Annotated in this window: 18 protein-coding genes and 2 tRNA genes; 7 read left to right on the forward strand and 13 right to left on the reverse strand. The window is 60.4% G+C overall.

What is annotated here, in order from left to right; genetic code table 11:
- From HS101_08210 to HS101_08250, 9 genes are all read right to left on the reverse strand, one after another.
- Positions 1–1,776 (reverse strand): protein BatD, encoded by a 1,776-nt coding sequence (locus HS101_08210; protein ID MBE7506253.1) that lies wholly within the window; start codon positions 1,774–1,776, stop codon positions 1–3.
- Positions 1,773–2,747 carry a tetratricopeptide repeat protein gene (locus HS101_08215; protein MBE7506254.1) on the reverse strand — a complete coding sequence of 325 codons (975 nt, stop codon included), beginning with the start codon at positions 2,745–2,747 and terminating at the stop codon, positions 1,773–1,775. Before HS101_08215 ends, HS101_08210 begins: the two co-directional genes overlap by 4 nt.
- A complete protein-coding gene (locus HS101_08220) occupies positions 2,744–3,790 on the reverse strand; it encodes a VWA domain-containing protein (protein ID MBE7506255.1) in 1,047 nt (348 codons plus the stop codon). The genes HS101_08215 and HS101_08220 overlap by 4 nt, the downstream gene beginning before the upstream one ends.
- Positions 3,787–4,872, reverse strand: a complete 1,086-nt coding sequence (locus HS101_08225) for a VWA domain-containing protein (protein ID MBE7506256.1) — start codon at positions 4,870–4,872, stop codon at positions 3,787–3,789. The genes HS101_08220 and HS101_08225 overlap by 4 nt, the downstream gene beginning before the upstream one ends.
- On the reverse strand, positions 4,869–5,927 hold the full coding sequence (locus HS101_08230) for a hypothetical protein (GenBank protein MBE7506257.1): 1,059 nt from the start codon (positions 5,925–5,927) through the stop codon (positions 4,869–4,871). Before HS101_08230 ends, HS101_08225 begins: the two co-directional genes overlap by 4 nt.
- Positions 5,928–5,933: 6 nt before the next feature.
- Positions 5,934–6,809 carry a DUF58 domain-containing protein gene (locus tag HS101_08235; protein MBE7506258.1) on the reverse strand — a complete coding sequence of 292 codons (876 nt, stop codon included), beginning with the start codon at positions 6,807–6,809 and terminating at the stop codon, positions 5,934–5,936.
- A 112-nt stretch (positions 6,810–6,921) separates the two neighbouring features.
- Complete coding sequence (locus HS101_08240; GenBank protein MBE7506259.1) at positions 6,922–7,293, reverse strand: four helix bundle protein; 372 nt, start codon at positions 7,291–7,293, stop codon at positions 6,922–6,924.
- Between the two features lie 87 nt (positions 7,294–7,380).
- The gene (locus HS101_08245; protein MBE7506260.1) at positions 7,381–8,265 is read right to left on the reverse strand and encodes a MoxR family ATPase; all 885 of its coding nucleotides are present in this window, start codon (positions 8,263–8,265) and stop codon (positions 7,381–7,383) included.
- Positions 8,266–8,548: 283 nt separating this feature from the next.
- Positions 8,549–10,450 carry a hypothetical protein gene (locus HS101_08250; protein MBE7506261.1) on the reverse strand — a complete coding sequence of 634 codons (1,902 nt, stop codon included), beginning with the start codon at positions 10,448–10,450 and terminating at the stop codon, positions 8,549–8,551.
- Between the two features lie 152 nt (positions 10,451–10,602).
- Between HS101_08250 and HS101_08255 the strand changes: the two genes are divergently transcribed.
- Positions 10,603–10,675 (forward strand) — tRNA-Ile (locus tag HS101_08255).
- Positions 10,676–11,136: 461 nt separating this feature from the next.
- Positions 11,137–13,656, forward strand: a complete 2,520-nt coding sequence (locus HS101_08260) for a matrixin family metalloprotease (protein MBE7506262.1) — start codon at positions 11,137–11,139, stop codon at positions 13,654–13,656.
- A 90-nt stretch (positions 13,657–13,746) separates the two neighbouring features.
- On the opposite strand, the gene HS101_08265 is transcribed toward HS101_08260, so the two are convergent.
- Positions 13,747–17,334, reverse strand: coding sequence for a DUF5110 domain-containing protein (locus HS101_08265; GenBank protein ID MBE7506263.1), 3,588 nt, complete (start codon positions 17,332–17,334; stop codon positions 13,747–13,749).
- 381 nt (positions 17,335–17,715) lie between these two features.
- Here HS101_08265 and HS101_08270 point away from each other — a divergent pair.
- The 4 genes from HS101_08270 (at position 17,716) to HS101_08285 (ending at position 19,995) form a co-directional block, all read left to right on the forward strand.
- Positions 17,716–17,788 (forward strand) — tRNA-Lys (locus tag HS101_08270).
- Positions 17,757–19,073 carry an RHS repeat-associated core domain-containing protein gene (locus HS101_08275; GenBank protein MBE7506264.1) on the forward strand — a complete coding sequence of 439 codons (1,317 nt, stop codon included), beginning with the start codon at positions 17,757–17,759 and terminating at the stop codon, positions 19,071–19,073. The genes HS101_08270 and HS101_08275 overlap by 32 nt, the downstream gene beginning before the upstream one ends.
- 57 nt (positions 19,074–19,130) lie before the next feature.
- Positions 19,131–19,676, forward strand: coding sequence for a hypothetical protein (locus HS101_08280; GenBank protein MBE7506265.1), 546 nt, complete (start codon positions 19,131–19,133; stop codon positions 19,674–19,676).
- A 37-nt stretch (positions 19,677–19,713) separates the two neighbouring features.
- Positions 19,714–19,995, forward strand: a complete 282-nt coding sequence (locus HS101_08285) for a hypothetical protein (GenBank protein ID MBE7506266.1) — start codon at positions 19,714–19,716, stop codon at positions 19,993–19,995.
- Between the two features lie 137 nt (positions 19,996–20,132).
- On the opposite strand, the gene HS101_08290 is transcribed toward HS101_08285, so the two are convergent.
- The 3 genes from HS101_08290 to HS101_08300 form a co-directional block, all read right to left on the reverse strand.
- Positions 20,133–21,041: a hypothetical protein gene (locus HS101_08290; GenBank protein ID MBE7506267.1), complete on the reverse strand. Its 909-nt coding sequence runs from the start codon at positions 21,039–21,041 to the stop codon at positions 20,133–20,135.
- A gap of 15 nt (positions 21,042–21,056) precedes the next feature.
- On the reverse strand, positions 21,057–22,553 hold the full coding sequence (locus HS101_08295) for a hypothetical protein (protein MBE7506268.1): 1,497 nt from the start codon (positions 22,551–22,553) through the stop codon (positions 21,057–21,059).
- 160 nt (positions 22,554–22,713) lie between these two features.
- On the reverse strand, positions 22,714–23,199 hold the full coding sequence (locus HS101_08300; GenBank protein ID MBE7506269.1) for a hypothetical protein: 486 nt from the start codon (positions 23,197–23,199) through the stop codon (positions 22,714–22,716).
- Between the two features lie 166 nt (positions 23,200–23,365).
- Between HS101_08300 and HS101_08305 the strand changes: the two genes are divergently transcribed.
- Positions 23,366–24,460, forward strand: coding sequence for a hypothetical protein (locus tag HS101_08305; protein ID MBE7506270.1), 1,095 nt, complete (start codon positions 23,366–23,368; stop codon positions 24,458–24,460).
- Positions 24,461–24,602 lie beyond the last annotated feature (142 nt).

The raw sequence follows: 24,602 nt of genomic DNA on the forward strand, positions 1-24,602 counted from the left end.
TCACCTTAAACCTGCCCGATCCAGTTCGCTGACCAGTTGTGCCGCGACAGCCGCTCCATTCCGGACGGCGGAATCACCGCCTCCGTACTGGGCGAATTCGAGATTCTCCAGCGTCTCATCCAGCCGAGAGACGAGGTCATCGTTGATACCTTTTTCCCGAGCCAGCCGAACCGCATCGTTTCGGGTGAGACCGCCGGCGGGAACGTTGCAGCAATCCGCCACGTATCCGAGCAGTGCGGCACGTATGTCACCCGAGGCACTATCACCGTTCGCACTAAGCGCCTTCTTCGCGTTGGCGAGGGCCATGCTTCGACGACGCAGCGCCTGATTTTGGCGATATCTCTCGGATCGACGATGCACGAACCACGTCACCAGATAGGCGGCGGGCATCGCCAACAGGACGATCCACACCAGCGGTCCGAGGCTCGTTGACTGAGACGCGAGGATTTCATCGGGGTTGTCGAAGTTCGCGAGCAACCCCTCGGTTGTTTCAACCAGCGGTGCGAGAACGCCTGCACCGGGTGAGGCGCCGCCCTGGGCCGAGTCGGGCATGGCCAGCCGCTGTGCCGGCCGGACATTGATGGCGATGGGCCGACTCAGGGCTGTCTCAAATCGCTCCGACTTCGGATTGAAATAGCTGAACGGAATGGCCGGAATGACTTTGACGCTCTCGCGAAGCGGCCGGATGGTGAGGACGAACTGCTTACGGTCTCCAACGATCTCGCCGGCAGGGACGTCGCCGGAGACTTCAAAGTCCCTAGTGAGGTTTTCGACCCGATCAAGCTTTGGCGCGGTGAGGCGATCCAGCGAGCCCTGTCCGCGAACCAGCATGGTCAGGGTAATCGGGTCTCCGACGGGGACGTCGGTCGGCTTGGCGTTGGTGATGATGGAGTATTCGCCGATGGCGCCGCTGTAATCCGGCGGGCGGCCTTCAGTGGGGATGGACTTGACGACGAGCTCCGGCATCTTCGGCGCGCCGATGACCTGGCGCGATCGCTCGACGTTGTAGCCGAACAAATTGCGCCCCAGTTGGACGGGGTAGTTGTAGACGAACTCGATTCGTCCGAGGTCCAGCGGTCCGGACTTGTTCGGATAGATGGTGGTCATTACGTCGTAGCGATAGAAATCTCGGGGAACGCCGGAGTCGTCATTTCGGCGGACCTGCTGGACCTGCGGGGCGACGGTTCCATCGGCGAAGACGCCGAGGGATGTCGCGCCATCCTGGAGCTTCCACATGTCGCTGATATTCATCGTACCGAAGCCGGCCTGCTGGAACTGGCGAATGTAGATGCTGAGCGTCAGGTCAACGGGTTGTCCGATGAAGACTGTTTTCTTACCGGCGACGATTTCGCAAAGAACCCAGGGGCCGGAGACGGCGCGGCCGACGCTGATGGTGATCGGGCGTGAGGAGAAGGCCTTGCCCGCTTCCTGATATCTGAACGGCGGAATGACGAGATTGCCGGCGCGCAGAGGTCTGGCCGTGTAGCGATAAGTGTATGTCGATTGCTGCGTCGTCCGACCGTTGATGATGCTGATGTTGTTACTGACGGTTGGCGGATTCGGGCTGATGCGAATATCGAAGTCGCGCGTGTTCGGCGGGGCCGGGGCGCTGGCCTGCTTGGGATTGATGATGCTGACGTAGACTTCAACCACTTCTCCCATTTCGACCTGATCGTTGGTGACTTCGGCGCGGATTTCCTGGCTCCGGGCGGCATCAGCCATGACGACGCCTGTGAACAGGAAGCATGTAATGACGCGGATATGCCTCACGATCACCAGTCCTTATCCACCGGGATGCGGCCGCGCATCCGCATCATCTTTGCCCGGCGAGCCTCGCGTCGATCGCGTTCGGCGTCGCGGGCCTCCTGCAGCATGGGCTCGGCCTCTTCCTCGGACATCTTATTGTCGCTGTCCTTCTGGTCGCCCTTTTGCTCGTCGGCCGACTTCTGATCGCCCTTTTGCTCGCCTTGCTTTTTCTCGTCTTTTGACCCGTTCTGCTGGTCCTGCTGCTCCTGGTCGCCTTGCTTATCGCCTTTTTTTTCGTCCTGGGACTGCTGGTTCTCGTCTCCCTGTTCGTCCTGCTTCTCGTCGCCCTTCTGCTGATCCTGTTTGGAGGGCTGAGATGAAGGTTGCGAGGTCGGCTGGGAGGTCGGAGGCTGCTCGTCGGGCTGAGACGTCGGCTCGTCGTTGGGCCGGGACGATGGCGACTGTTCCTTTTTTTGTTCCTGCTGCTGCTCGAGCCTTTTCTCCAGATAGGCTCGGAGGCGTTCGGCTGCTTCCTTGTTTTTGACGCCATCGGGGTCCTGTTTCGCGATCTGAAGCGCGTCATTGTAAAAGCTGATCGCGCGACCGAGGTCGTTGATGGCGTCGGGCAGATTGTCTTTCTTCTCGATGGCCGCCGCGTGCGCTGCGCGTCCGAGGTTGTATTTGGTCTTTGCTTCCAGGTCGAGGCGGCCCGGCTCAAGTGCGTCCTGGAAGGCCTTTTCCGCCTCCGCGTACTTGCCGAGTCGATACAGGGCGATGCCGCGGTTGTAGGCGATCTCCGGCGTCTCGGGCGAGTCCTTCATCGCCTCGTCATACTTTGCCAGGGCTTCGTCAAAGCGGCCGGCGTCGAGCAATCTGTTGCCGTCGCGGACACTCTCCGCAGCGGCGCGAGCGCCCGCACCCTCGCCGCGCGCGATCGCAGGTGCGCTCAGCAAGACCGCGATCACCGAGACGATCCTCTTTCGATGAATGCAGCGAATCATGCCGTTAATCCTCCATCACGTTCGCGCTGAGTCGACCGCCGCTCGCTGACCATTGTCTCAATCATCAACAGGGCCAGCGCCAGGCCTGCGGGCCAAGCGAAACGCGGCTTCTGGCTCGGAATCTGCTTCTTGCGCAGATCGGCCTCCTGCATGGGCACCAGCTTTTCGGCGTAGATCCATTCGAGCGTACGCTGGGTTGCATTCACCTGGCCGCTGGGATGATACTCGCCGCCGCCGGCCAGCGCGATCGCCTTGAGCGTTTTGGGATCCATTTTCGACCAGACCTGTTGGCCGTCATATACAAGATAGCTTCGCTGTCCGTCCTGCGTCATGGGAACCAGGGCCCCTTTTTCGGCATCGCCGATGCCGATCGCATAAACGGCGATCTGGTCCTCGCGTGCTTTTTTTGCCGCGGCGATGGCTTTCTCTCCGTGGTCCTCGCCGTCGGACATGACGATGATGGCGCGATGGTGTCCCTTGCGGTCTCCCAGAGCCTTGGTCGCCGTCTCGATGGCGTCGCCGATGTTGGTGCCGCCGAGCGGGGCGCTATGGACGCCGACATCGTCCAGGGCCAGTCGATAGAAGTCGAAATCATCCGTCAGCGGACAGATAAGCTCGCTGCGGCCGGCGAAGGCCACCAGGCCGATCATGCCGCCCTGAAGCTTGTCCAGAAGACGCTTGATGTCATCCTTGGCCCGGTTCATGCGCGACATGCCCGCGTCCTCTGCGAGCATGCTCTTGGAAACGTCGAGGCAGACGATGATATCGAGCTGCCGGCGCTGGACTTCCTCGAAGTATGCGCCGTAGCGCGGGCCGATGAGCGCCAGGACGATGGCGATCATGGCGACGAGCACGAGGATTGACTTCGTGAATTGTCGTGCGCGCGAGACATGCGGCGCAAGGAGGCTGAGCAGATTCGCCTCAGCGAAGACCCGAAGCGCCCGGCCCTTCATGGCGAAGCCGTATGCGACGACGGCCCCGCAGCCGAGCACCAGCAGCAACCAGTTCAATTGCTTCAGGTTTTCGATGGCGAACTCGTTCATGGAATCCTTCGCAAACGCGTATTGGCCAGAACGATCTCGAGGGCGAGCAGCAACAGGGCGACGAGCAACGGCGGCGGCAGTTTGACCGGGCCGAGCTCCGCCCATCGGTAGGCAAGCTCCTCATATCGGAAGTAACTTTCCTTATCGATCTTGCTCCGTTCCATCTTGTCGATCTCGGCATAGATCGCCTTTAAGCTCTCGGCGTCCCGGGCACGGAAATACTTTCCGCCGGTCAACTCGGCAACCTTCTGCAATTCCTCTTCATTGACTTCCACGGGTACGCGGCGGGTGCCGAAGAAGCCCATCTGGCGATTCTGGAAATCGGGCGCGGCGCCGATTGTGTATATCTTCACTCCGACGGCGGCGGCAGCTTCCGCCGCCTCGGCGGGCTCATACTTGCCGCGGTTCTGTTCGCCGTCTGTCAGGAGAATGATAGCCCGACTGGTGATCTTGAAATTGTCGTCATCCTCAAAGCGGCGCTGCATTTCGCGGGTTCGCTCGATGGCCAGGAGAAGTGCGTCGCCGATCGCGGTGCCGTCTTCATCGCGCCGGTCGGGGCCGCTTGGCACTTCGACCAACTTCAGCGCATTGAGCAGGTGCTTGTGGTCATGCGTCAGGGGGCACTCGGTATCGGCGTAGTGAGCAAAGACGATGAGGCCGACCAGATCGTTCTCGCGGCCTTTGAGTTCGTCTCCATCTCCGGCGACGAATTGGCGGACGACTCTCTTGACCGCACTAAGCCGCGTTTCGGGTCTTCCTCGCGCATCGACGAAGTCTTGTTCGTCCATGCTGCTCGAACGATCGACCACAAGCTGCAACGCAACGCCCTCGGTGGAGACTTTGGTTTCCTCATCCGCCTTTTGGGGTCGGGCGAGCGAGAGCACAAGCAGGGCGAAGCTCAGCGTGCGCAGTGTCGGCAGGGTATGACGACCGTAACGGGTCAGCACCCCTGCATCACCGGCCAGGCGCGCGGCCCCGGCAAATCGTATAGCCGCCCGACGGCGCGGATTGAGGTATGCCCACCAAATCAGCGGGATGAACGCGGCGAGGACGAGCATCCAGGGATGGGCGAGGCTGATCATGCCGACGCCTCCTGAAACTCGGTCTGAGGCTGGTCTCCACCCGTGCCGTCGGTGCGCTGCGACTCCTGCGGCGCCGCAGTCTGCAACACGAACTGTCGTGCAGTCGTCTGGACCCAGTCGATCTCCGTAGTGTCGGGCTGGTGCTTAGCGTACTTGACCGGGTCACACGCAATGACGAATTGTCGCAGCACATCTTTATGCTGCGGAGCAAGAACGGCGGAACGCTGCAGTTCGCGGACGAACTCTTCGCTGGTCTGCTCGCCGGCCATGAGGCCGAAGCGCAGTTCGATGTACCGCCGCACGATGAAGTTGATGCGGTAGTAGAAGTCCTGGATTTTGCCACGCTCTACGAGCCCCTCGGCCGCGAGCATATCAAGCTGGGCCAGAGCCCACTCGTGTGCGGGGACCTGTGGGGCTGATCGGGCCGTCGGGGCGGACGGTCCGCGACGCAGCCATCGAGATAGCAGCGCGACCACCGCCATCGCGCCAAGAACGCCCAGAATCCAAAAAAGAATGGTGTAGGCCCCGGGAATCGGCAGGCTCGCCGGATCCTTCACGTCCGCGAGGTTCTCTATGACGCGAACTTCGATCGCGGGGGTCTCGACGCTTCCGGACATCTCACCCTGCGAGCCGTCGGCCCGCTCACGGGTGTCGCTGTAATTGATGGTCAAAGATGAAATGGACGAATCACCGGACAGGGCGGGCTCCAGGGTGATCAGCCATGACTGGCGATCGTGCATGTCGTCAGAAGTCGATGACAACTTCGCCACGCTCTTTACGAGGAAGTCACCGAGGACGCCCTTGAGCTCGGGAATCGTCACGTTGACGCCGCGCTCGGACTCGACCGTGAGCGTCAGTTCGACAGGCTGCGGAACAATCACCGTGTCTCGATCGGCCTCGACCGTGACTTTGACCGGTCCGTTCTCGGCGGATCGGCTGACCGGCACGGCCTGTGTCGTCGTGATCGGCTGTTCGCCGCGCGGCGCGGAATCCCGGCAACCACTGAACGCGGCAACGATTGCAATGAGAAAGATGGGGCCTCGCGCGTATTGCATCTTCGGTTAGAGCCTCGCCTCCCGCGCGCGGAAGAATCTCGTCAGCGGCTCGATAAACGACTGTCCGGTCGACAGGTCGATCGAGTCCGCCTTGATCTTCCTGAATTCCCTTTTGCGAGCGGCCGCATCGACGAGTGCGCGCCGTCGGTATTCGCGACGAAACGCGGCGCTGGACGTGTCCACGGTCACGAGGTCGCCGGTCTCACTATCGACCATGTCGATAAAGCGCACTTTCGGTATATCGAACTCGCGAGGGTCGGAGACGGCGATGGGGATAAGATCATGCCGCCTCCGAACAATCTGGAGTTTTCGCTCGTAGCCCTCGTCCTGGAAGTCGCTGATGAGAAACACAACCGCCCGACGCCGGCTCACGCGATGGAAATAGTCCAGCGCTCCGGCGATGTCGGTTCCGCGGCCGGTCGCTTTCAGCGTAAGCAATTCGCGGATCACGCGAAGGACGTGCCGCGTCCCCTTGTCGGGCTTCACATAGCGCTCAATCCTGTCGGAGAAGCCGATGAACCCGACCTTGTCGTTGTTTTTGATGGCGCTGAAGGCCAGGGTAGCGCCGAGCTCCGCCGCGAGCTCGCGTTTGAGCTGACCGACGGTGCCGAATTCCTGCGATCCGGACACGTCGACGAGCAGCATGACGGTGAGCTCGCGCTCCTCGCGAAAGCGTTTGACGAACGGCCGGCCCTGGCGGGCCGTGACGTTCCAGTCGATGCGCCGAATCTCGTCGCCGGGCTGATACTCGCGCACCTCCTCGAACTCCATGCCTTGCCCCTTGAAGGCGGAGTGGTAGTGCCCCGCGAAAAAGTCATTCGCGATATGGCTGGTGCGGATGTGAATCCGGCGGATTTTCTTTAGTAATTCCTTGGGTTCCATAGTATCCAAACGTCGAAACGTCGAAAAGTCGAAACGTCGAAATCAAGACGCCTGCGGCCTGCGAGCCGACCCCATTTTGAGAATCACGTCGATCTGGCGGTTCCTTTTTTGTTCATTTGGTTTCTCTGATTCGATTCTGTGTCTTTCGCACGATTGCCGAGAGTATGCTGACGAGTTCGTCCGCTTCCTCGATGATTGGGCCGAGAGCTTCATCTTCAAGCAATTCGGTATGTGCACACAACTCAAGCCAGTAGTGAGTCTCCGAAGCTTCTTTACGTGCAATACTGCACTTGTAGGCAAAATCGGCGTCGGTCAGGGCGTGGTCGGCCTCACGAATATTCGCCCCAATTGACGTTCCACTACGGATGAGCTGTTTGCCGATTACCCACCCTTTCGTGTTATTGGGAAAATCGTCCAAGAGCCGCACGATCAATCCAGCGAATCTGAACGACCGAACAACCAAATCTCCCTGAATTCGGCCCATTGTTTGACTCTGCCCTTTTTGCTCAATTCTGATGCCTTTTGCGGCACCAATCCCCTCACTTTCGACGTTTCGACTTTTCGACGTTTCCTACGGGACCGGTACATGATCAAGGATTGTCTTGACGACGTCGTCGCTTGTCTGCTCTTCGGCCTCGGCCTCGTAGGTGATGATGACGCGGTGGCGGAGGACTGCCGGGGCGATGTCTTTTACGTCCTGTGGTGTTACGAAGCCGCGGCCTGCGAGAAACGCGCAGGCCTTCGCGCCAAGCGTGAGCATGATCGTCGCACGCGGTGAAGCGCCGTATTGAATCAGGTGTTTGAGGTTCAGGCCGACTGAGTCGGGATCCCGCGTGGCCACGACGAGACTGACGATGTAATCCTTGATCTTGTCGTCAATGTAGATCTCATCGAGGACTTGCCGGGCCTTGGTAATGTCCTGCGCCTGCATGACCGGCTCGATGGACTTCTCGGCATTTGTAAACGCCATCCGATCGAGAATGAGCCGTTCTTCCTTCGGAGTTGGATAGACGACGGTCGTCTTGAGCATGAAGCGGTCGACCTGCGCCTCGGGCAGCGGATACGTTCCCTCCTGCTCGATCGGGTTCTGCGTGGCCATCACCAGAAAAGGCTGCGGCAACGGATAGGTCTGGTCGCCGATGGTCACCTGCCGCTCCTGCATCGCTTCGAGCAGAGCGCTTTGCACCTTGGCCGGGGCGCGGTTGACTTCGTCGGCCAGAATGATGTTCGAGAAGATCGGGCCCTTCTTGACCGTGAATTGACTCGTCTGGGGTTGATAGATCAGCGTGCCGATCAGGTCGGCCGGCAGCAGGTCCGGCGTGAACTGGAGCCGCGAGAAGCCGGTGTTGATGCCTCGCGCCAGGCACGAGACGGTCAGCGTCTTTGCCAGGCCGGGCACGCCTTCGAGGAGAATGTGACCGTTGGCGAGGATGGCGATGAGCATGTGCTCAACCATTTCGTCCTGGCCGACGATGACGCGCGAGACACTCTGGCGAAGCCGGGCGAACGGGTCACTGGCCGCCTTGATGATCGGGCCGATATTTTTGACGTCGAGCTGAGTCACGGTGCGAAACCCTCACTTGTCCAATGGATCAATTGCGCATGTCTGCAGGGGCGGTGGCTCGTCTCAGAGTAGACGGTGCATCCCCGGTGTTTCCTGTCATGACGAGACGGGAATGGTAGAAGCAGGCGGGCGATGCGTCCACCGGCGCGCGGAGGCGGCGCGGACAGGACAGTCTCTATACGTCGAGGCGGCGGGCGGGTTCGCGCGGGAAGACGGCGGTTTTCCGGCCGATCAGCAGAATGATGATGGCCAGAATCGCGGCGGCGATGGACGTTCCGAAATAGACGTTCCATGTGTTGTTGTAGAAGGTCGGATAACTGCGGATGAGATAGAAGTCGAGGAGGTCGGTGCAGAGAAGCCCTACGATGGCGGTGACGAAGGCATAGGGCAGTTGGGTGCGGACGTGCAGCCCCAGGTCGCACTCCGTCGCCATGGCGGAGAGCACCGTCGTGTCGCTGATCGGGGAGCAGTGGTCACCGAAGACGGCCCCGGTGAGTACCGCGCCGATCGTGGCACAAAACAGCGGCATGGCCTGCTCAACGGGCAGCGGTGCGAGCAGGTTCGCGGCGATCGCCACCGCCGTCGGACACATGATTCCCATTGTTCCCCAGCTTGTTCCGGTGGAGAAGGAAACGATCGCCGCTGTCACGAAGATGACGGTTGGGAGCATGGGCACCGAGAAGTGGCCGCTGGCGACTTTAGCCTGAAGGAAAGATGTGGCTGCTTCGCCGAGCTGGAGATCCTGGGTCGCCGTTGAAATGCCCCAAGCGAGGATCAAAACGATCTGCGCACCGAAGATGCGCTGCATGCCGCCGGTCATGCCATCCATGGTTTTGGCGAGCGTCAATTTGCGGGAGAGCACGGACATGACCGCCGCGAGGACTGCCGCGGCAAGGCCGCTGTAGAGCAGGGCCGTGTAGGAGTCGGCCTTGCCGAGCAGGTTCATGATGCTCGTGGAGATGTCGCCGATCGATCCGTAGGCTCGGGCGATGCCTTCCTTGTCGCATCCCTGAGCGCCGGTGACAAACAGCAGCGCGATGGTCATGGCGACCAGCAGGAAGACCGGGAAGAAGCCGAGATACCAATAGCGGCCTTCGTCATCAGTCGACTTTGTATCGACGTCGTCGTCTCCGCCCGATCCAGCGGCCGCCTCCGCCTCCGCTTTTCTCATGGGCCCAAAGTCGCGCCCTGTCACGGCGACGAAGAACACGAAAATCAGAGCGAGCCAGGCATAGGTGCGATAGGGAATCGACGCCCAGAAGGCGGCGGCGCCGTTCATGCCTTCCATGAAGGCGGGCCGATCATCACCGAGCCCCTTGATCGCGCCATCGAGGAAGTCGATCTCGGCGGCCAGCCACGTGCCGATGAACAGGGACGCGACCGGCGCGGCGGTTGAATCGACGATGTAGGCCAGCTTGGCCCGCGAGAGGCGCAGGCGATCGAAGACGGGCCGCATGGCAGGCCCCAGGATGAGTGCGTTCGCATAGTCGTCAAAGAAAATCAGAATGCCGCCGCCCAGGGCGCCGAGTTGTCCGCTGCGGCGCGACTTCATCAGGTGTGTCACCTTGGCGACCATGGCGCGCGTGCCGCCGTTGGCCTCGATGATGCCGATCATGGCGCCGATGAACTGGGTGAAGACGATGACGTGAAGGCGGTTGTAGCCGCTGGAGAGCCGCTTGAGGTCGGTCTGGTCGGCCGGAATGAAGACGCCGAGCAGATAATGGCGAAGCGCGTAGATGACCCAGTTAATCGGATTATGGTCGCCGCTCATCCAGCAGAGCATGGCGGCGGCGGTAAGAATGCCCAGCGCCAGCGAAGGGACGACTTGTTGCGTGATCACGGCGAGCCCGATGGCGACGAGCGCGGGGGCAAGAGACCAGAGGGCGTAGTATTCCTTCGGTTCGCGGATGGCCGGCGCCGATGTCGGCGTGACGGCTGAGACGGTATTGGCGTCGGGCAGGGTTGCAGGAGACGACGTGGTCTGGCTGAAAACGCCGCTCGGCGCGAGGATGATCGCCGCGAGGATTAGGAGCAGGCACCAGGGGAGGATGCGAGGGCCGGTCGCGCGAGTTGGCATCAAGAGCCGGTTCGTCACGGTCGGGCAATCTACCGATGTGGCGCCAAGGGGTCAATCGGCGACTCTCGATCGGGTCAGCGGTTCTTGTCAATTCACGGCCCCGCGGCTAAAAAGACGAGTCGATTGCTCGCGGGTTTCATTGCCCGATTTCCGGGCCCGTAGCTCAATGGTTAGAGCAGGGGACTCATAATCTCCGGGTTCTCGGTTCGAATCCGAGCGGGCCCACTTTTGCACCCACCGCGCTGCGAATATGCCCCGAATATTCGTCACAAGAGCCACGATGAAGAAGAGCACTGTTCCCCGCGAGCCGGTTCGAGGATGCATGAAGCGCGGCATTGAGCGGCGCATGAAGACACGATTACCGTGCAATAACACACGAATCAGGCAGTTTCTCGCGACAATTCCCGGCGTTCCCCGCTCCAATGGTTGAGCGAGGCCACCGATTCAATTAACATAAACAAATGGTGGAGTTCGACGGTTCTCGGACCGCATCGCGGGGGGGCAAATAATCTCCATCTTGTCCCGATTCGCTGCGCAAGCCCCGCACGAAACATTGTCCTTTGATGACGTTAACCGCAGGCAGCCTTTTGATTGTCGCGGATTTCGCCATCAGTAATCCCGCTCGTCACGACATGCACGCCAAGACGGTCATCGTGGGTTGAGCAAAACCGAAGGAGTTCCGCAAAGTGATACGATTCTCTCGAAGCAAGCTACTTGGAACATTGACGATTCTCGCGATTGGCGCGTCGGCATCCTGGTATGTTCGTCCGCTCGCCGATGGCTCCACGGTGTTCGAAAGCACGACGGATAACTCCGTCACAACCGGTGACGACCAGACTGCCGAAGCCCTTTACGCGACGATCTCACATTTGATCGGCCGGCAAACTTATCTCAGTCTTCCGCCGGCTCAGCAGCGGCTTCTGGTCGGAGCCTACGAGCGCGGTCTGGCCAAACAGGTCGCACCGTTCGCTTGTTTCACGCCCGACACGCCGAATGAAGTCATCCAGGCCTTTGATATCGCCCTCGGCGCCGGCCCGCGTGCCCAATTGACCGGCCGATGGTCCTCCACGGCCACCAACGGCGCGGGGCTCACACAGGGAACGCCGACCGCGCTGACCTTTGGATTTGTTCCTGACGGCACGTTCGTCCCGAATCTCATCGGCGTAACCGGCAACAGCAACTTGCACGCCTGGCTCGACGGCATTTATGGCAATCAGGCCACCTGGCAGCCGCTGTTTGAGCAGATGTTTGCCCGCTGGTCGGAGCTGGCCTCGCTTACATACGTTTACGAGCCCAACGATGACGGCAGCAATCTCAATGGTGCAGCAGGCGTACTTGGCGTTCGCGCGGACTTGCGCATCGCGGCGATTACGATCGACGGCAACTCGGGCACGCTTGCCTACAACAACTTCCCCAATGACGGCGACATGGTGCTCGACAGCGCCGACAACTTCTTCAACAACACGACTTCCAACTCGCTCCGGCTTCGTAACACCATCGCTCACGAGCACGGGCACGGCATGGGTCTCTTGCATGTGTGCCCGATCAATCAGACCAAGCTCATGGAACCGTTCATCTCATTGGCCTACGACGGTCCGCAGCATGATGACATTCGCGGCGCGCAGCGCCATTACGGCGATCCCTCGGAGAATGACAACTCTTCCGGTGCCGCGACGGATATCGGTGTGCTCAATTCCGGCTCATCCATCGACGTTGGGGCCATCAGTCCGCCGACGAATGGATCGGTGCTTAGCATCGACGCCAACGGAGAGAGCGATTGGTTCCGCTTCACGACTTCCACGTCTGTGTCCGTCACGGCTACCGCCACGCCCGTCGGCCTGAGTTATGACGACAGTGCTCAGTCTGGGTCATGCGGCGGTGCGGGAAATTGTTGCAGCGGCAACATCATTAACAGCGCGTCGATTGCAGACTTGAACGTTGAGATCATTGATACCAACGGCGCGACGGTTCTCGCAACCGGTAGTTCGCAGCCGATCGGCAGCGCCGAAACCACAAACCAGGCGGCCCTGATCAATCCCGGCAATTACTTCGTTCGCGTCTTTGAGGGCAATGCACCCTCGCAGGCGCAACTGTACCGGCTCACCGTGACTGCCGCTCCGCTCCCGCCGCTTCTCATCTCACTGCCCGACGGCCCTCCGGCGGAGTTAATTCCCGGAATGGTCACTAACTTCTCCGTGAGCATTATTGACGGCAGCGAGACGCTGGTTCCCGGCAGCGGCACGCTTCACTATCGCTACGACGGGGGCACGTTTCTCACCGCGGCGCTTGCACCGGCCGGCGGCAATTTGTTCACGGCCTCGCTTCCTGCCGCTGATTGCGGGGACAATCCCGAGTTCTACGTGACGGCGGATGGAAACCTCGGCGGCATGGTCGCCGAACCAGACAATGCACCTGCCAGTGTCTTTACCGCCCCTGTCGGCGAGACGTTCACTTTCTTTGCCGACGATTTCGAGTCGAATCTTGGATGGACCGTGTCAGGCACGGCGCCGGACGGGCAGTGGGATCGCGGCGTGCCGGTTGGCGGTTGTGACCGAGGAAATCCTGACTTCGACTTCGACGGCTCCGGCTCCTGTTATCTCACTGACAACAGCGCCGCCAATGCGTGCAACAGTGACGTGGACGATGGAACGACGATTCTCACCTCGCCTGTCATGGACGCATCCACCGGCGGCAACCTCAGCTACGCATACTGGCTCAACGACGTGCCTAATGGTCTTCTGACAGCCGAAGACGATCTCGTTGTCGAGCTTGCGACAAATGCCGGCGGCACGAATTGGACGGAGGTTCGGCGTTATGAGACCGCCCTGGGCGCATGGCGAACCGACACCATCGACGTCGCATCGGAGGTCGGCGCCACGGCGACCCTTCGGGTCCGCTTCATCGCGCAGGATCTTGGCACGCAGAATGTCGTCGAGTGCGGCGTGGACGCCGTCAGCCTCACGAACTTCGAATGCATCGCAGTGCCGCTCGATTGCGACACGATCCTGAACGCGGACATGAACTTCGACACTTTCGTCGACGGTCTCGACATTCAGCGATTCGTGGACATTCTCACGGGCGTCGGCCCTCCTCCGACAGACGAGGAGAATTGCGCTGGTGACGTTGGTGCAGTGCCCGACGATGTCATTGGCGAAGACGATCTGTCGAACATCGCCGACTGCGTGCTGTCGGGCGGCTGCCCCTGATCAAGGCCGGCGAATTCGCACTTCTCTGAAGCGCGCGTATCAGTCATTCCACAGCGCGCCGGCATCCGGCCGGTGCGCTGGGATGCACGACTACTTCGATTGTGAGGCCCTCGCCTTGACCGCCGGAAGCGGCCTTCCCTCCGGCGTTTCCACGTGTACGCAGAGCCCCCAGTCGCCGCCGCCCTGCTTTACTTTCACAAGCAGCTCGTTCGTTCCCTTCTTGAGTTTCACGGGAATCCGATCCGACTTCGATGAATAGGCCCGACCGGTGTCGATGCGAAACACTTCCGCGCCGTTCAACCAAACGACGGCTCCGTCATCGCTGCCGAAGCCAAGCGACGCATCCATCTCCTCCGGGCTCTCCAGGTAGGTCAGTGCGTAGCACGCCGCCTCGTACACACGACCGCCGAAGACGTCGTCGAAGTCCATGAAGAACTCGCTCGACAAGTCCTCTCCCGGCTTCACGACGCGTTCGACTTTCTTCCATCCGATTTGATGGCCGTCCTTGCCGACGTATTTCGCCGTGAGGTCGATCTTCTCCTCAGGCGGTAGTTTCATTGACAGGGCCGTCTCGAACGGCGCATCGAACGGGCCGATCACCTGCCACGCGTTGATCGACGGCAGGATCACCGTCTCAATCGGCAATTCCAGCGAAACGCCGGCTCGCCTTAGCGAAATCCTCGCACGCACTACCGCCGTGTTCGCGTCGCCGCCGGATAGCGAGGCCTTCAATACAACCGGGGCACGCTCGGCAATGCCGATGAAACTTTTTTCGGTTTCGCCTTCGACCCTCCACGGCTTGTCGGCCGTCAGCACCGCCGAGCCGTCAAATTCCTCCATCGCGGGAATCGGTTGCAGTGAGCGCAGTGAAAGCTGCACGTCGTAACCGCCGCCTCCCTCCTTCGGGGTGATCGCCAGCTTGTGGTGCAGCCCCAGCAATTGCAGCAGCGCCTTGGTCTCCTCCTCCGGAGTGAGCCCCATCCCACGCACACCGTCCAGGTTGGCCGGCCACGCTTCCTTCCATTGATCGATAACACTGTCCGCCCGGCCACCCATCAGCTTGAAGACCCATTCCTTCATGCCGCAATCATACGGCGTGCCAAGCAAGGCCCCTTTCGTCGTCCGGTTCGCCGCGCACAAGTCGAACATGAGCCCGCGGAATCCGTTGAGCGACGAAGCCGCCCGATGAAGTTCCTCGGACTCGCCGATGACGATCTCAATTCGCCGATTGGTCGGCCTTTCCGGGATGCGAATCGAGGGACCCATGACGATCGGGTTGTACCAGAAAAAGGGTTGATCGCCGCCGACGTCGCCGCTCTTGGCGTTCAACGGCTTGCCGTCGAGCAGCACCTCGTAAATCAGCGGCGAACGGTCGAGTACGTGCACGAGGTACGAACGCTCCTTCGGCTTGCCCTCGTACTCTCCATCGCTTGGTTCGATCGTGATGGTGCGCCGGCCGTTGGTCCACTTCTGCGAAATAAGCGTTCTGGCGCACTTGCCCTCCGCGTAGCCGCTGCTGATTCCGTCGTCCTCGTAGAGTACCCTCTCACTCGAATCACCCGGGAATAGGACAAGCTCCAGTTCATCGGCCGGACCGTCCGCGCGGTGCCGTCCGTGGGGCAGCATCGGGATGATCGCGCCTTCGCGGGCGAATATCGGGATCTGATCCAATGGCACAACCTGCGCCGCGATCGTCGGCCCTTCGTACTGGCGGCCTGTGAACCAGTTGATCCAGCGGCCCGGCGGCAGCCACACCTCGACCATCGCGCATCCGCTCACCAGGTCGGCCGGCTCGGTAATCGGCGCGACAAGCAGATCGTCGCCGAACAGATACTCATTCTTGTGCGCGTAGGATTCCTCCAGCTCCGGCCATTCGTAATAAAGCGGCCGGCAAAGCGGCAGCGACGTGTCGAAGCACTTGCGGGCCATCGTGTAGATGTACGGAATGAGCTGATAGCGCAGGTCGAACGCCTTCTTCATCGCCGAGAAGTACTCCGGGGCAAACTTCCATATCCTCCGCTCTGCCTCGGGATTCTTCGTGGTGTGCGTTCGCAGAATCGGCGACATCGCCCCCCATTGGATCCAACGCGTGTAGAGCTCCGGATCGACCTTGCCCGGCTGGTGCCCGCCGATGTCGTGGCTCCAGTAGTCGTAGCAGACATTCGCCGCGGTCGATGTGAAGTACGGCTGAAACGCCAACGATGGCCAGTTGCAAAACGTGTCGCCCGAGAACCCGATCTGGTAGCGATGATTTCCCAGTCCGCCCCAGCGCGAGAAGATCAGCGGCCGCCGACCGGTCTGCGATGCGCGACGCTCCATGTCCGTCCAGTGCAGGTAGTTCAACCACCAGAGCGGATCGAGCCCTTTGATTTTTGTGTCCGTCCCCTGCTGCCAGTCCATCCACCAGAAGTCGATGCCCATCTTCTCCAGGGGATGGTGCAGGTATTTGAAGTACGCATCGACAAACTTGCGATCTGCACAATCAAATGCGACGCGATCGGTCTTCTCCGGGTCCAGGCCCATCGCCTTGCACATCTCCGGGAACGCCGCCTCGTGCTTGCCCACGCCGTCCGCCGGGTGCAGGTTCAGCGTCACTTTCAATCCTTCGCCGTGGGCCCAATCGAGAAAGCCCTTCGGATCGGGAAAATACTTCGGATTCCATGTGTAGCCGGTCCAGCCGTCGAGGTGCCAATCCATGTCGATGACTAGCACGTCGAGCGGGACATCGAGCGACTTGAAGTCGTTTACCAGCTCTCGCAGTTCGGCATCGGAGTATGCCCAGTAGCGCGACCACCATGCGCCGAAGACGTATTTCGGCGGCAGCGGGACCCGGCCGGCGATGCTTGTGTAATTCGCCAGCGCGCGCTTGTAGTCTCGCCCGTAGGCGAAGAAGTACCAATCGGTCGCGTCCTCGCTGTGTCGCTGGGTCGCCCAGGGCCAATCGCTTTCGTCGAGGACCAAAGTCTTCGAGTCGTCGAGAAACGACCAGCCGTAACGATTAAGTAGCCCGCGATCTATCTCGCACGCACCGGAAACGCCGTCCAGCGTGCGAATCGTTCCCCCGAGGTTGGCACACTGCTCAAACGGCGGCGAACCAACCCACCATTCCTCTGCTCCACCGTCGCCGACGCGCGCGCGGACAATCAGGTTCTCCTTGTTAAACGGCTTGCCGTCACGCCGATACCGGATATCAAATCGATCCGTGCGGATCGCCAGCACCTTCGGGTCCGGCGTCGTTTCCTCCTTCGACTTTCCCGTGGGATCGAGCGCCTCGCCCTCCGACTTTTCAAACTTCACCGTCGGCAGTCGCCGATTGACCACAACCTGCGAGGCCCGATCTTCGAACTTTCCGTCCGGCGACCACTCAAGACGAATCAGGTCAGGCGCGAGAATCGTGAATCGGGCGTTGCCCTCAACAACGATCGACAAAGGATCCGCCTTGGGATTGAGCGTGTCGCCGCGTACCGGCGCTGTAGCCGAATGAACTGCGGCCGCCAGGATCAGCGGCATGACTGTGGAGAAGCGACGGCGCGTTCTTCGCCGTGACTGAGTCCTGTCGACCCAAGTCTCAGGCGGCTTATTGCAGGTGTTGTCGAATGCGAGCGGCCCTCGCTCACGACGAACTGCGGCTCGAATCGATTTGGATGATGGGCACAGGATGGTCAATGAATCTCGCATGGTCGTCGTCTCCTCCGTTTGACGACTATGATTCTATTGCGATTCATCCATTCTCGTAACGCCTCGTCCCAGTCAGGAAACGCGAGCGCCTTGACGAGAGCTTTGCGTCGGCAAAGGCAACCGTGCATCGGGAGCAACGCGAACAAGGCGAGATCAATCAGGGTCGTTTTCGTAGCGCGGCGCTTATGAAAAAGAGCATAGATGAGGCGGCGGATCGGCCGGAATTGCAGGTGTTGTCGAGTCGCTAGCCGGCCTGACCGTGGTAGGAAGGTCCAATCATGCCGGCCTGACAAACGCCGTGCCCGATTGCGATGCTGCTTGTCAACAACGCGGCGCTCGGCTATTTTTTGTTTGAACGGTCCCGTCGAACGGACCCTTTGGGGGAGCGTAGCTCAGTCGGTAGAGCATCGGCCTTTTAAGCCGTGGGTCCTGGGTTCGAGTCCCAGCGCTCCCATTTTTCCTGGAACAATTCTCTTCCGTTCGGCGATAGGACTTTCGCCCAGCGGACCGACGGCGTCGGGGCGAACCCCGCGCCGCGCAAGACCCGGCACGTCTATTTCGGCCTCGAAGTGATCCAGGAATACGAGTGCGGCGGGGCGCAGAGCGTCGGCTCGTGCGGTTCCGCGCTGCTATTGGTCCGCGACTTTGTCTGGGGCGACCCCGAGCGATATCCTGAAGTCGTGGCCATGCAGACGTACACGATCAACTTCCCCGAGCCGGAAGACCCGCCGGTCTCGGTACCGTCGGCAGCCTATCACTATCTGCACGATGTGCTGGGCAGCGTGATCGGCCTCGTCGATGAGACGGGGCTCATGCGGGAGCGGTACACCTATGACCCCTACGGCAAGGTCTTCATCGAGAAGTGGGACGCGGCAGCGAATGGTGGGAGCGGCGCGTGGGCGGCGAGCGAGACAGACTGCGGCTCGTCCACCTGCGGCAAGCTGCCGGTCTCGTCGGTCGGCAACCCGTTCATGTGGACCGGCCACCGCTACGACGCGGCCGTCGGGCTCTACGCCACGCACTTCCGCACCTACTCGCCAACCCTCGGCCGCTGGCTGCAACGCGACCCGATCGAGTACGACGGCGGGTCGATTAACCTTCACGAGTATGTTCTTTCCTCGCCACTGTCTTGGATCGACCCGCTGGGGCTGGAAACGCGTGTGAAAGACGGCCCGTGCGGGCCACCACCAGATGAAGAAGATGAGGAAAAGGAGAAGTGCCTTAGAGCCGCAGAGCAGTCGCGAAAGAACTGCATTAAGGGGGCAATCTCCGGAGATCCCTTAGCATCAACTGTAGAGGATTGCATCGACAACTATAATAAGTTTCGGAAAGCATGTGAGGACGGAACTGCTGGACAACATGACGAGAAGGTAATGCGAGGTTGGGACTATGTGGACTGCGTTGGGCGCTGCATTGACGCTGGGGGCGGCAGCCTTACGGGAGCCGGAATCATGATTCTGGGAAAGAATGCCGGTGGATTTCCAGTTCTCAAGAGCGAAGCTGACAGCTTTCTCAGAGACATGACGGGACGCGGTTCTGGCGGACTTGGTGGTCCCGGCAAATCGGCATGGACGACATCGGGAAGCATTCAATCCACAGTACTTCAAGAGGGTGGACGCAGCTGGAGAAGAGTGATAGGTCGAATCGCCGCGCCTTTGTGGGTCATCGACACTGCGTATACCGTTGGACTTGAAGGCTATTGTGCCGTGGCGTATGGCGCAAATAACAGGGCGTTTTGAAAATCGGAGTATTCCTCAGACCAAGAAAGGGATTCAAACTCTGTGAGTTCGAGCCAAATGTCTGCACTTGTCGGCCTTGGCGGGGTGTTTTTCGCAAGCGCCTTATGGTTGTTTTCTGAAAATGCAGCCCTTCGAGCCATCTGCCTTCCCATTGCTGTAGTTTTTGGCGGTTCGTTGCCAATTACGTGGCGCATCTACCGAAATAGTCCTGCTGCGCGTTTATCCAGCCGCGACGAATTGTCAACTTCAGAGTTCATCCGCCTCTATGGCCAAGGACTCGTGCTACCGGAGGCAGTAATAGAATACTCACTTCGAACAATTGGAGAGGCTTGTCATGTGAAACCGGGCCGACTCCGCCCTACGGATCGGTTTGATTCAGAACTGATGAGCAGTGGTCTCCTGAATGTTGCTGATGAGCCGGAGTTTGTTGGTGAGGCCTTTCGTCGCCTGATAAGAACCGTCGGCGAGGATCAACATCCTCAATTCATCGAATGGCCAGACACGGTGGGGTCGTTTCTCGAAAAGCTATCGGTCGCATATGCGAACAAGGTCTCCGCCCAGAATTCTGGGAGTCGAAACACAGAAAAAGACCAAGGAAAGTAACGCTTAAAATCCGGATCGCAATCCTGAAGTCGTGGTCATGCAGACGTACACGATCTACTTCCCCGATCCGGAGGACCCGCCTGTCTCTATGCCGTCAGGAGCCTATCATTACCTGCACGACGCCCTGGGCAGCGTGATCGGGCTGGTCGACGCCCCCGGCGAATTGGTCGAGCGGTACACCTACGACCCCTACGGCAAGGTGTTCATCGAGAAGTGGGACGCGGCCGTCGGGCTCTACGCCACGCTCTACCGCACGTACTCGCTGACGCTCGGAAAAACGGTCCGCAACCCGCGCACTATGCGAATGAGGCCATCCTAGCGATCAAGTCACGTTTCTCAGGGTCGAAAACACGGATACCGGCCAGGAAAAGTTCTACTGGCGTCCCAGCGCTCCCAGTTCACGTTACACACTTCGAACGCCGTGCATGCAATCAATCGGCGGCAGTCGCGAGTTTTTTACGCACCGGGCTTCTTTGAGGCCTTGTCCTTTGATTGGGTAAGCACTTCTCTCACACGAATGTCCGCGTCTGCCTTGAGACGCTTCAGCACGTCGGGCGCAGCGAGCTCGGGATGCGCGGCGACCATTGCTGCTGCGTACATTCTCACCCACCATCGCGGATGAATGGAGAGTCGCGCGATCTCGGCCTGAGTCGCGTTATCAACGAAATCGCGTTCGACGAAGCCATATCTTCGTTTCCATAAGAGCTCCGCGACGACGTGCTCGGCCCAGAGGATGGGCTTGATCTCATCGGGGTCTCGAAGCTGAAATGCCCTAACCAAGGTCTGCAGGGCGACGCCGGGGTCAGAGTCATACATGAATCGGACGAGGGAGTTTTGCGGCTCTCGTCCGGCCCGCGTGTCGGCCTCGATGATCGCGCGGTAGGCCGAAAAATCCGGCGGACGCGTGGCGGATTGATCCTCCAGGCCGCGGAGCAGACTTTCGACGTTAGACCGTATGGCCTCGTTCTGATTGTCCAGATGCGGTGCGAGCGCAGCTACGATGACCTCCTTGGGCGCGCTCAGTCGCGCGAGGACCCTGCCTACAACTGCATTGCTCTTTGCATCTCCCGGGCGCTTTGCGGAAAACCACATCAACTGCGGGATGAGTCGATCTGCGTCTTCCTCATGGCGGTGAACAAACTGATCCACCCGAGCGTCCAACGTCGCTCGATCCGGCGCGGCAGCCATCTCCGAAAGGGCCGACTGGTACGTATTATCCGGGACGATCTCGATGGGGCGATCTGCGACCGCCTCCACTGCGCGTGGACCGTGCAGAAGGGCGGCTATCGCAATCGCCAGGCCGAGCCACCGTGAAAAGCTTGATGATGTCCTCACGTCACTGAGTTGGATGATGTTGCGTATCATAAAAGGCTCCAGTCTCTACGGTGTCAGGCGGGTCGCCAGATTGCTCTCGATGAAACTGCGTACCTGCACGTAATCGTCCACGAGAAAATGCGTCGCTCCGGCGCCCCACGGCGTCGTCTCCACGTTCAGGCCGCTGGGCGGAGGGTCGGAACTGGGCACAGGGCCGCCATCAAGAAAGAAATCGCTTAGGGTCCCGACTTGGTAGTGGTTGGCGTGATAGGCCGTGCTTGGGGGCCGGCGGCGTTCCTGCGAGACGTCGAAGTCTGAATCGTTCTCGACACCATCGACGTATGACGTCACCTCAATTTCAAACAGCCCGATGCCGGGGCGGTCGTTATCGAGTCGCTCGGCGAGGTCATAGGTGGAACCTCCGCCGTGGCTGTAGCCGAAAATGGAAACCTCATCGACGAGCCTGCTGCCCACCGCGGTGACTACTTCGTTAAGGACGATCCCGGATCCGTTGGGCGAGACGTTGTCCTCGTCATACAAGTGAACGTCGTAACCCCGTCCGTAAAGTGCTGTCGCCACGACGGCGGTGCCATTGTTGGGATCGACCGGCACCGAGGGAACCTGATCCTCACCGCCCAGAGCCATCACGATGCTTTGAAACGTGTGGAATCGAAGTGTATCCAGTGAGTAAGCGCCGCCGAGCGGCTCAAGGCGCAGATCACCTGCGCCGTGCACCGCCGCGGCCCATTCCACCCAGAGCGTCAATGATGTGCCGCCGGTCAGTACGAGTGCATCGGTTGTGTCGTTGGTGAACGCAACCTCCGTGCCGGGGAGCTTTGTGCGCGTGGTCCACAGACGAAGCGCACCATTGGTCCGTCGCAGGACGAGCGAGATTTCGGGCCGGTCGTTTTCGATGAACAGCTCAATCAGATCATCCTCGCCGGATGGATCGCTGTCGCCGGGGGCATTAATGCGGATGCCGGGGCCGGTTGATGCGATCTCCTCGTCGGCCTCGGTGACGGCGGTCTTTGCAAATGGAAAATAACCCGTGCCGTGCTGGGGCCGGTATGCGGTTAACCCGGCAAATGCACATTCGCCGGACTGGCAGGCGCTCCCCTCACCGAGCCAGACGCCGACGCAATTCTGCTCGGTGGTCAGTGCGCACGTTTGAGCATCGCTGCAACAGGCGCCGATCGGCTGCGGCGCCAACAGGCAGTCGATGAACGGTTGAATGTCCCGGCCGTCGACGAACCCGCTTGCGTCAAGGTCTCCGCCGCAGGGCGAACATGCGGACGCCTCCAGCACGAGGGTATCGACGAAGGGCTCGATATCGAGCGTATCGCGGAAGCCGTTGCAATTGGTGTCACAGGCGTCGCACGGCGCCCCAACCGATGACGCGGGGGCGGACACGCCGTCGTCGCCGATCGCGGTCGTATGGGGCGGTTCGTCGATGTGATTGACACCCGGGACCTGCGAATCGTGCGCGACGGCCGCCGAGACCCACAGTATGCCCGCGACGACGGCGGCAAAACGCGGCGATCCACCGAGAATATTGAAATTCATCCCTCCGCTCCTGTGCATGACCGGCTCTATCATAACATCTTTGCGCGAGCGAAGAGCCTGAACACGATTTCTTGCAGGCGACCGGCAGGATCGACACTCCGACATTCGGCAGGATGCGTCTTGGCAACATCTCGACATGCCGCCCCGTACGTCGGGAGTTTTACCCCATCCCGTGCCGCGCCAGGACCGTTACCGACTCGCAGAGTACGGCGAGTTCGTCGTCGCCCGATGGGTAATGGTCATCGAGACGGTCGCCGCCGCCCTCGGTGATGGCCAGGCAATCGGCCAGCCGCCACGTCGCCTTTCCGCGCGACATCTTCATCTGAACCTGCCAGCCCATTGCAGCGAGGTGCGATCGGAGATGATCTCGAATGCTCTGTGCGGCGAGCGCGGCATCGACCTGGACCGCCTCGTCCCAATCAATCGCAGAGGCACTTTGAGCGAGATGCGATTCATCGCCAGCGCCAATCGCCGGCGATTCTTCAGCCCCAAGCGGCATCATAACCCAGGATGCCGGCTCGTCGCGATCCGTGGGGACGAATCGCAGCCCCTCAAACTGCCCTGTGGTCTCCGGCGCGGGCCATCGGGGCAATCCGGTGACCGCGATCGCCGCATTTGTCAGTTCGTACAGTTCCGCCGCTTGCATTCTGACCTCAATCCACGCCACTCGGTGGCGGGAACGCGATTATCGACCAATTCCACCGATTCAGTCGCGATTCCGTGTATTCGGCATCTCCTGCGCCGCATAAAGCAAGTGAAACATCAGAAAACAAGCCTTCCTTGTACGGTCAACCCTCGCGGAGACATAGCTCATGGTCGCTTCGACGACTCGGCAAACCAAGCCCCTGTACCTCGGAATCTGCGTCGTGCTACTTGTCGTCGGCTGCGGGACCACCCCAATGCCGAATCCATTGCCTTCATCCAACCCGGTGCCTGAAACAATCGAGAACACCCTACTCTCTTCCTCGCCCACCGCCCCGGCAGGCTATACCTTCTCCGGCCTGACCGCTTCCCCACAGACCGGAAACGCCTGGCGAAACAGGACCAGCATGACGTTTGCCCGATCATACGCCGGAGCAACTGAGATTGGGGGGAAGATTTATGTCGCCGGCGGCTTCAACGGCCTGACCATGCAGCCCATACTCAATCGGCTTGAAGTTTACGATCCGGCAACAGACCAATGGAACACGCTCGCCAACATGCCGATCGCCCGTTGGGACTGCGACGCTGCCGCGACAAATGGAAGGTTTTATGTAATCGGCGGCAGGATAGCCGGAGGCGTGCCGACCAAGACCGTTGAAGAGTATGACCCCGCGACCAACATGTGGACGACAAAGACGAGCCTGATCGCCGCGAGAGCCGCATCCTCGGCCGTGACAGTTGACAACAAGATATACGTCATCGGCGGCGACGCATCGACCACCATCGAAATGTACGACCCCGTGGCCAACTCCTGGGTGACGAAGATTTCCATAGCGCCACAACTCTCGCCGGCACAGCATGAGTCCGCTGCGGTCAACGGTCGCATCTACAGCGTCGGTGGGTTCTACAACGGCGGCACGTCGTTCGCGGTGAGCGAATACGATCCCGTACTCAATATCTTTACAATCAAGAATCCGATCTCGGCGGCCAAGTACGGGATCAGCGTGGCGGCGCTGGGCGGATTCGTCTATGCCATGGGCGGCGCCAACGGTCCACCCATTTACTACAACCGACTAGAGGCCATCGACGTCGCGTACGACATCGCTTCATTTCGGCCGGGGGCGACGATCACCCGGGCAGGCGCGAATCTCGTCGCCGCAGGCGGCAAGCTCTACGCCATCGGCGGAGTCAACGAAACCGGTGACCTGAACGTCAACGAGGAATACACGCCCGCCCCGGTGCTCTACGTACATAAGAAGAATTAAGGCGGAGGCGAGCTGCCGATCTCACCGCCGCACTCGGGACAATGACCACTGACGTTGCCCGTGAGGTCATAGCCGTAAACACGACAGCACCCAGCAGGATAAGAACTCTCTGACAAGGTCCGTACGAACTTCCGAGCGCTGC

This window comes from Planctomycetia bacterium, assembly GCA_015075745.1.
Classification (GTDB): Bacteria; Planctomycetota; Phycisphaerae; order UBA1845; family UTPLA1; genus UTPLA1.

Coding starts and splice junctions, on each gene's coding strand:
- HS101_08215 (MBE7506254.1), bottom strand. CDS start 2,747: ATGATTCGCTGCATTCATCGAAAGAGGATCGTCTCGGTGATCGCGGTC.
- HS101_08220 (MBE7506255.1), bottom strand. CDS start 3,790: ATGAACGAGTTCGCCATCGAAAACCTGAAGCAATTGAACTGGTTGCTG.
- HS101_08225 (MBE7506256.1), bottom strand. CDS start 4,872: ATGATCAGCCTCGCCCATCCCTGGATGCTCGTCCTCGCCGCGTTCATC.
- HS101_08230 (MBE7506257.1), bottom strand. CDS start 5,927: ATGCAATACGCGCGAGGCCCCATCTTTCTCATTGCAATCGTTGCCGCG.
- HS101_08235 (MBE7506258.1), bottom strand. CDS start 6,809: ATGGAACCCAAGGAATTACTAAAGAAAATCCGCCGGATTCACATCCGC.
- HS101_08240 (MBE7506259.1), bottom strand. CDS start 7,293: ATGGGCCGAATTCAGGGAGATTTGGTTGTTCGGTCGTTCAGATTCGCT.
- HS101_08245 (MBE7506260.1), bottom strand. CDS start 8,265: ATGGTTGAGCACATGCTCATCGCCATCCTCGCCAACGGTCACATTCTC.
- HS101_08250 (MBE7506261.1), bottom strand. CDS start 10,450: ATGCCAACTCGCGCGACCGGCCCTCGCATCCTCCCCTGGTGCCTGCTC.
- HS101_08265 (MBE7506263.1), bottom strand. CDS start 17,334: ATGCGAGATTCATTGACCATCCTGTGCCCATCATCCAAATCGATTCGA.
- HS101_08280 (MBE7506265.1), top strand. CDS start 19,131: ATGTCTGCACTTGTCGGCCTTGGCGGGGTGTTTTTCGCAAGCGCCTTA.
- HS101_08285 (MBE7506266.1), top strand. CDS start 19,714: ATGCAGACGTACACGATCTACTTCCCCGATCCGGAGGACCCGCCTGTC.
- HS101_08290 (MBE7506267.1), bottom strand. CDS start 21,041: ATGATACGCAACATCATCCAACTCAGTGACGTGAGGACATCATCAAGC.
- HS101_08295 (MBE7506268.1), bottom strand. CDS start 22,553: ATGAATTTCAATATTCTCGGTGGATCGCCGCGTTTTGCCGCCGTCGTC.
- HS101_08300 (MBE7506269.1), bottom strand. CDS start 23,199: ATGCAAGCGGCGGAACTGTACGAACTGACAAATGCGGCGATCGCGGTC.
- HS101_08305 (MBE7506270.1), top strand. CDS start 23,366: ATGGTCGCTTCGACGACTCGGCAAACCAAGCCCCTGTACCTCGGAATC.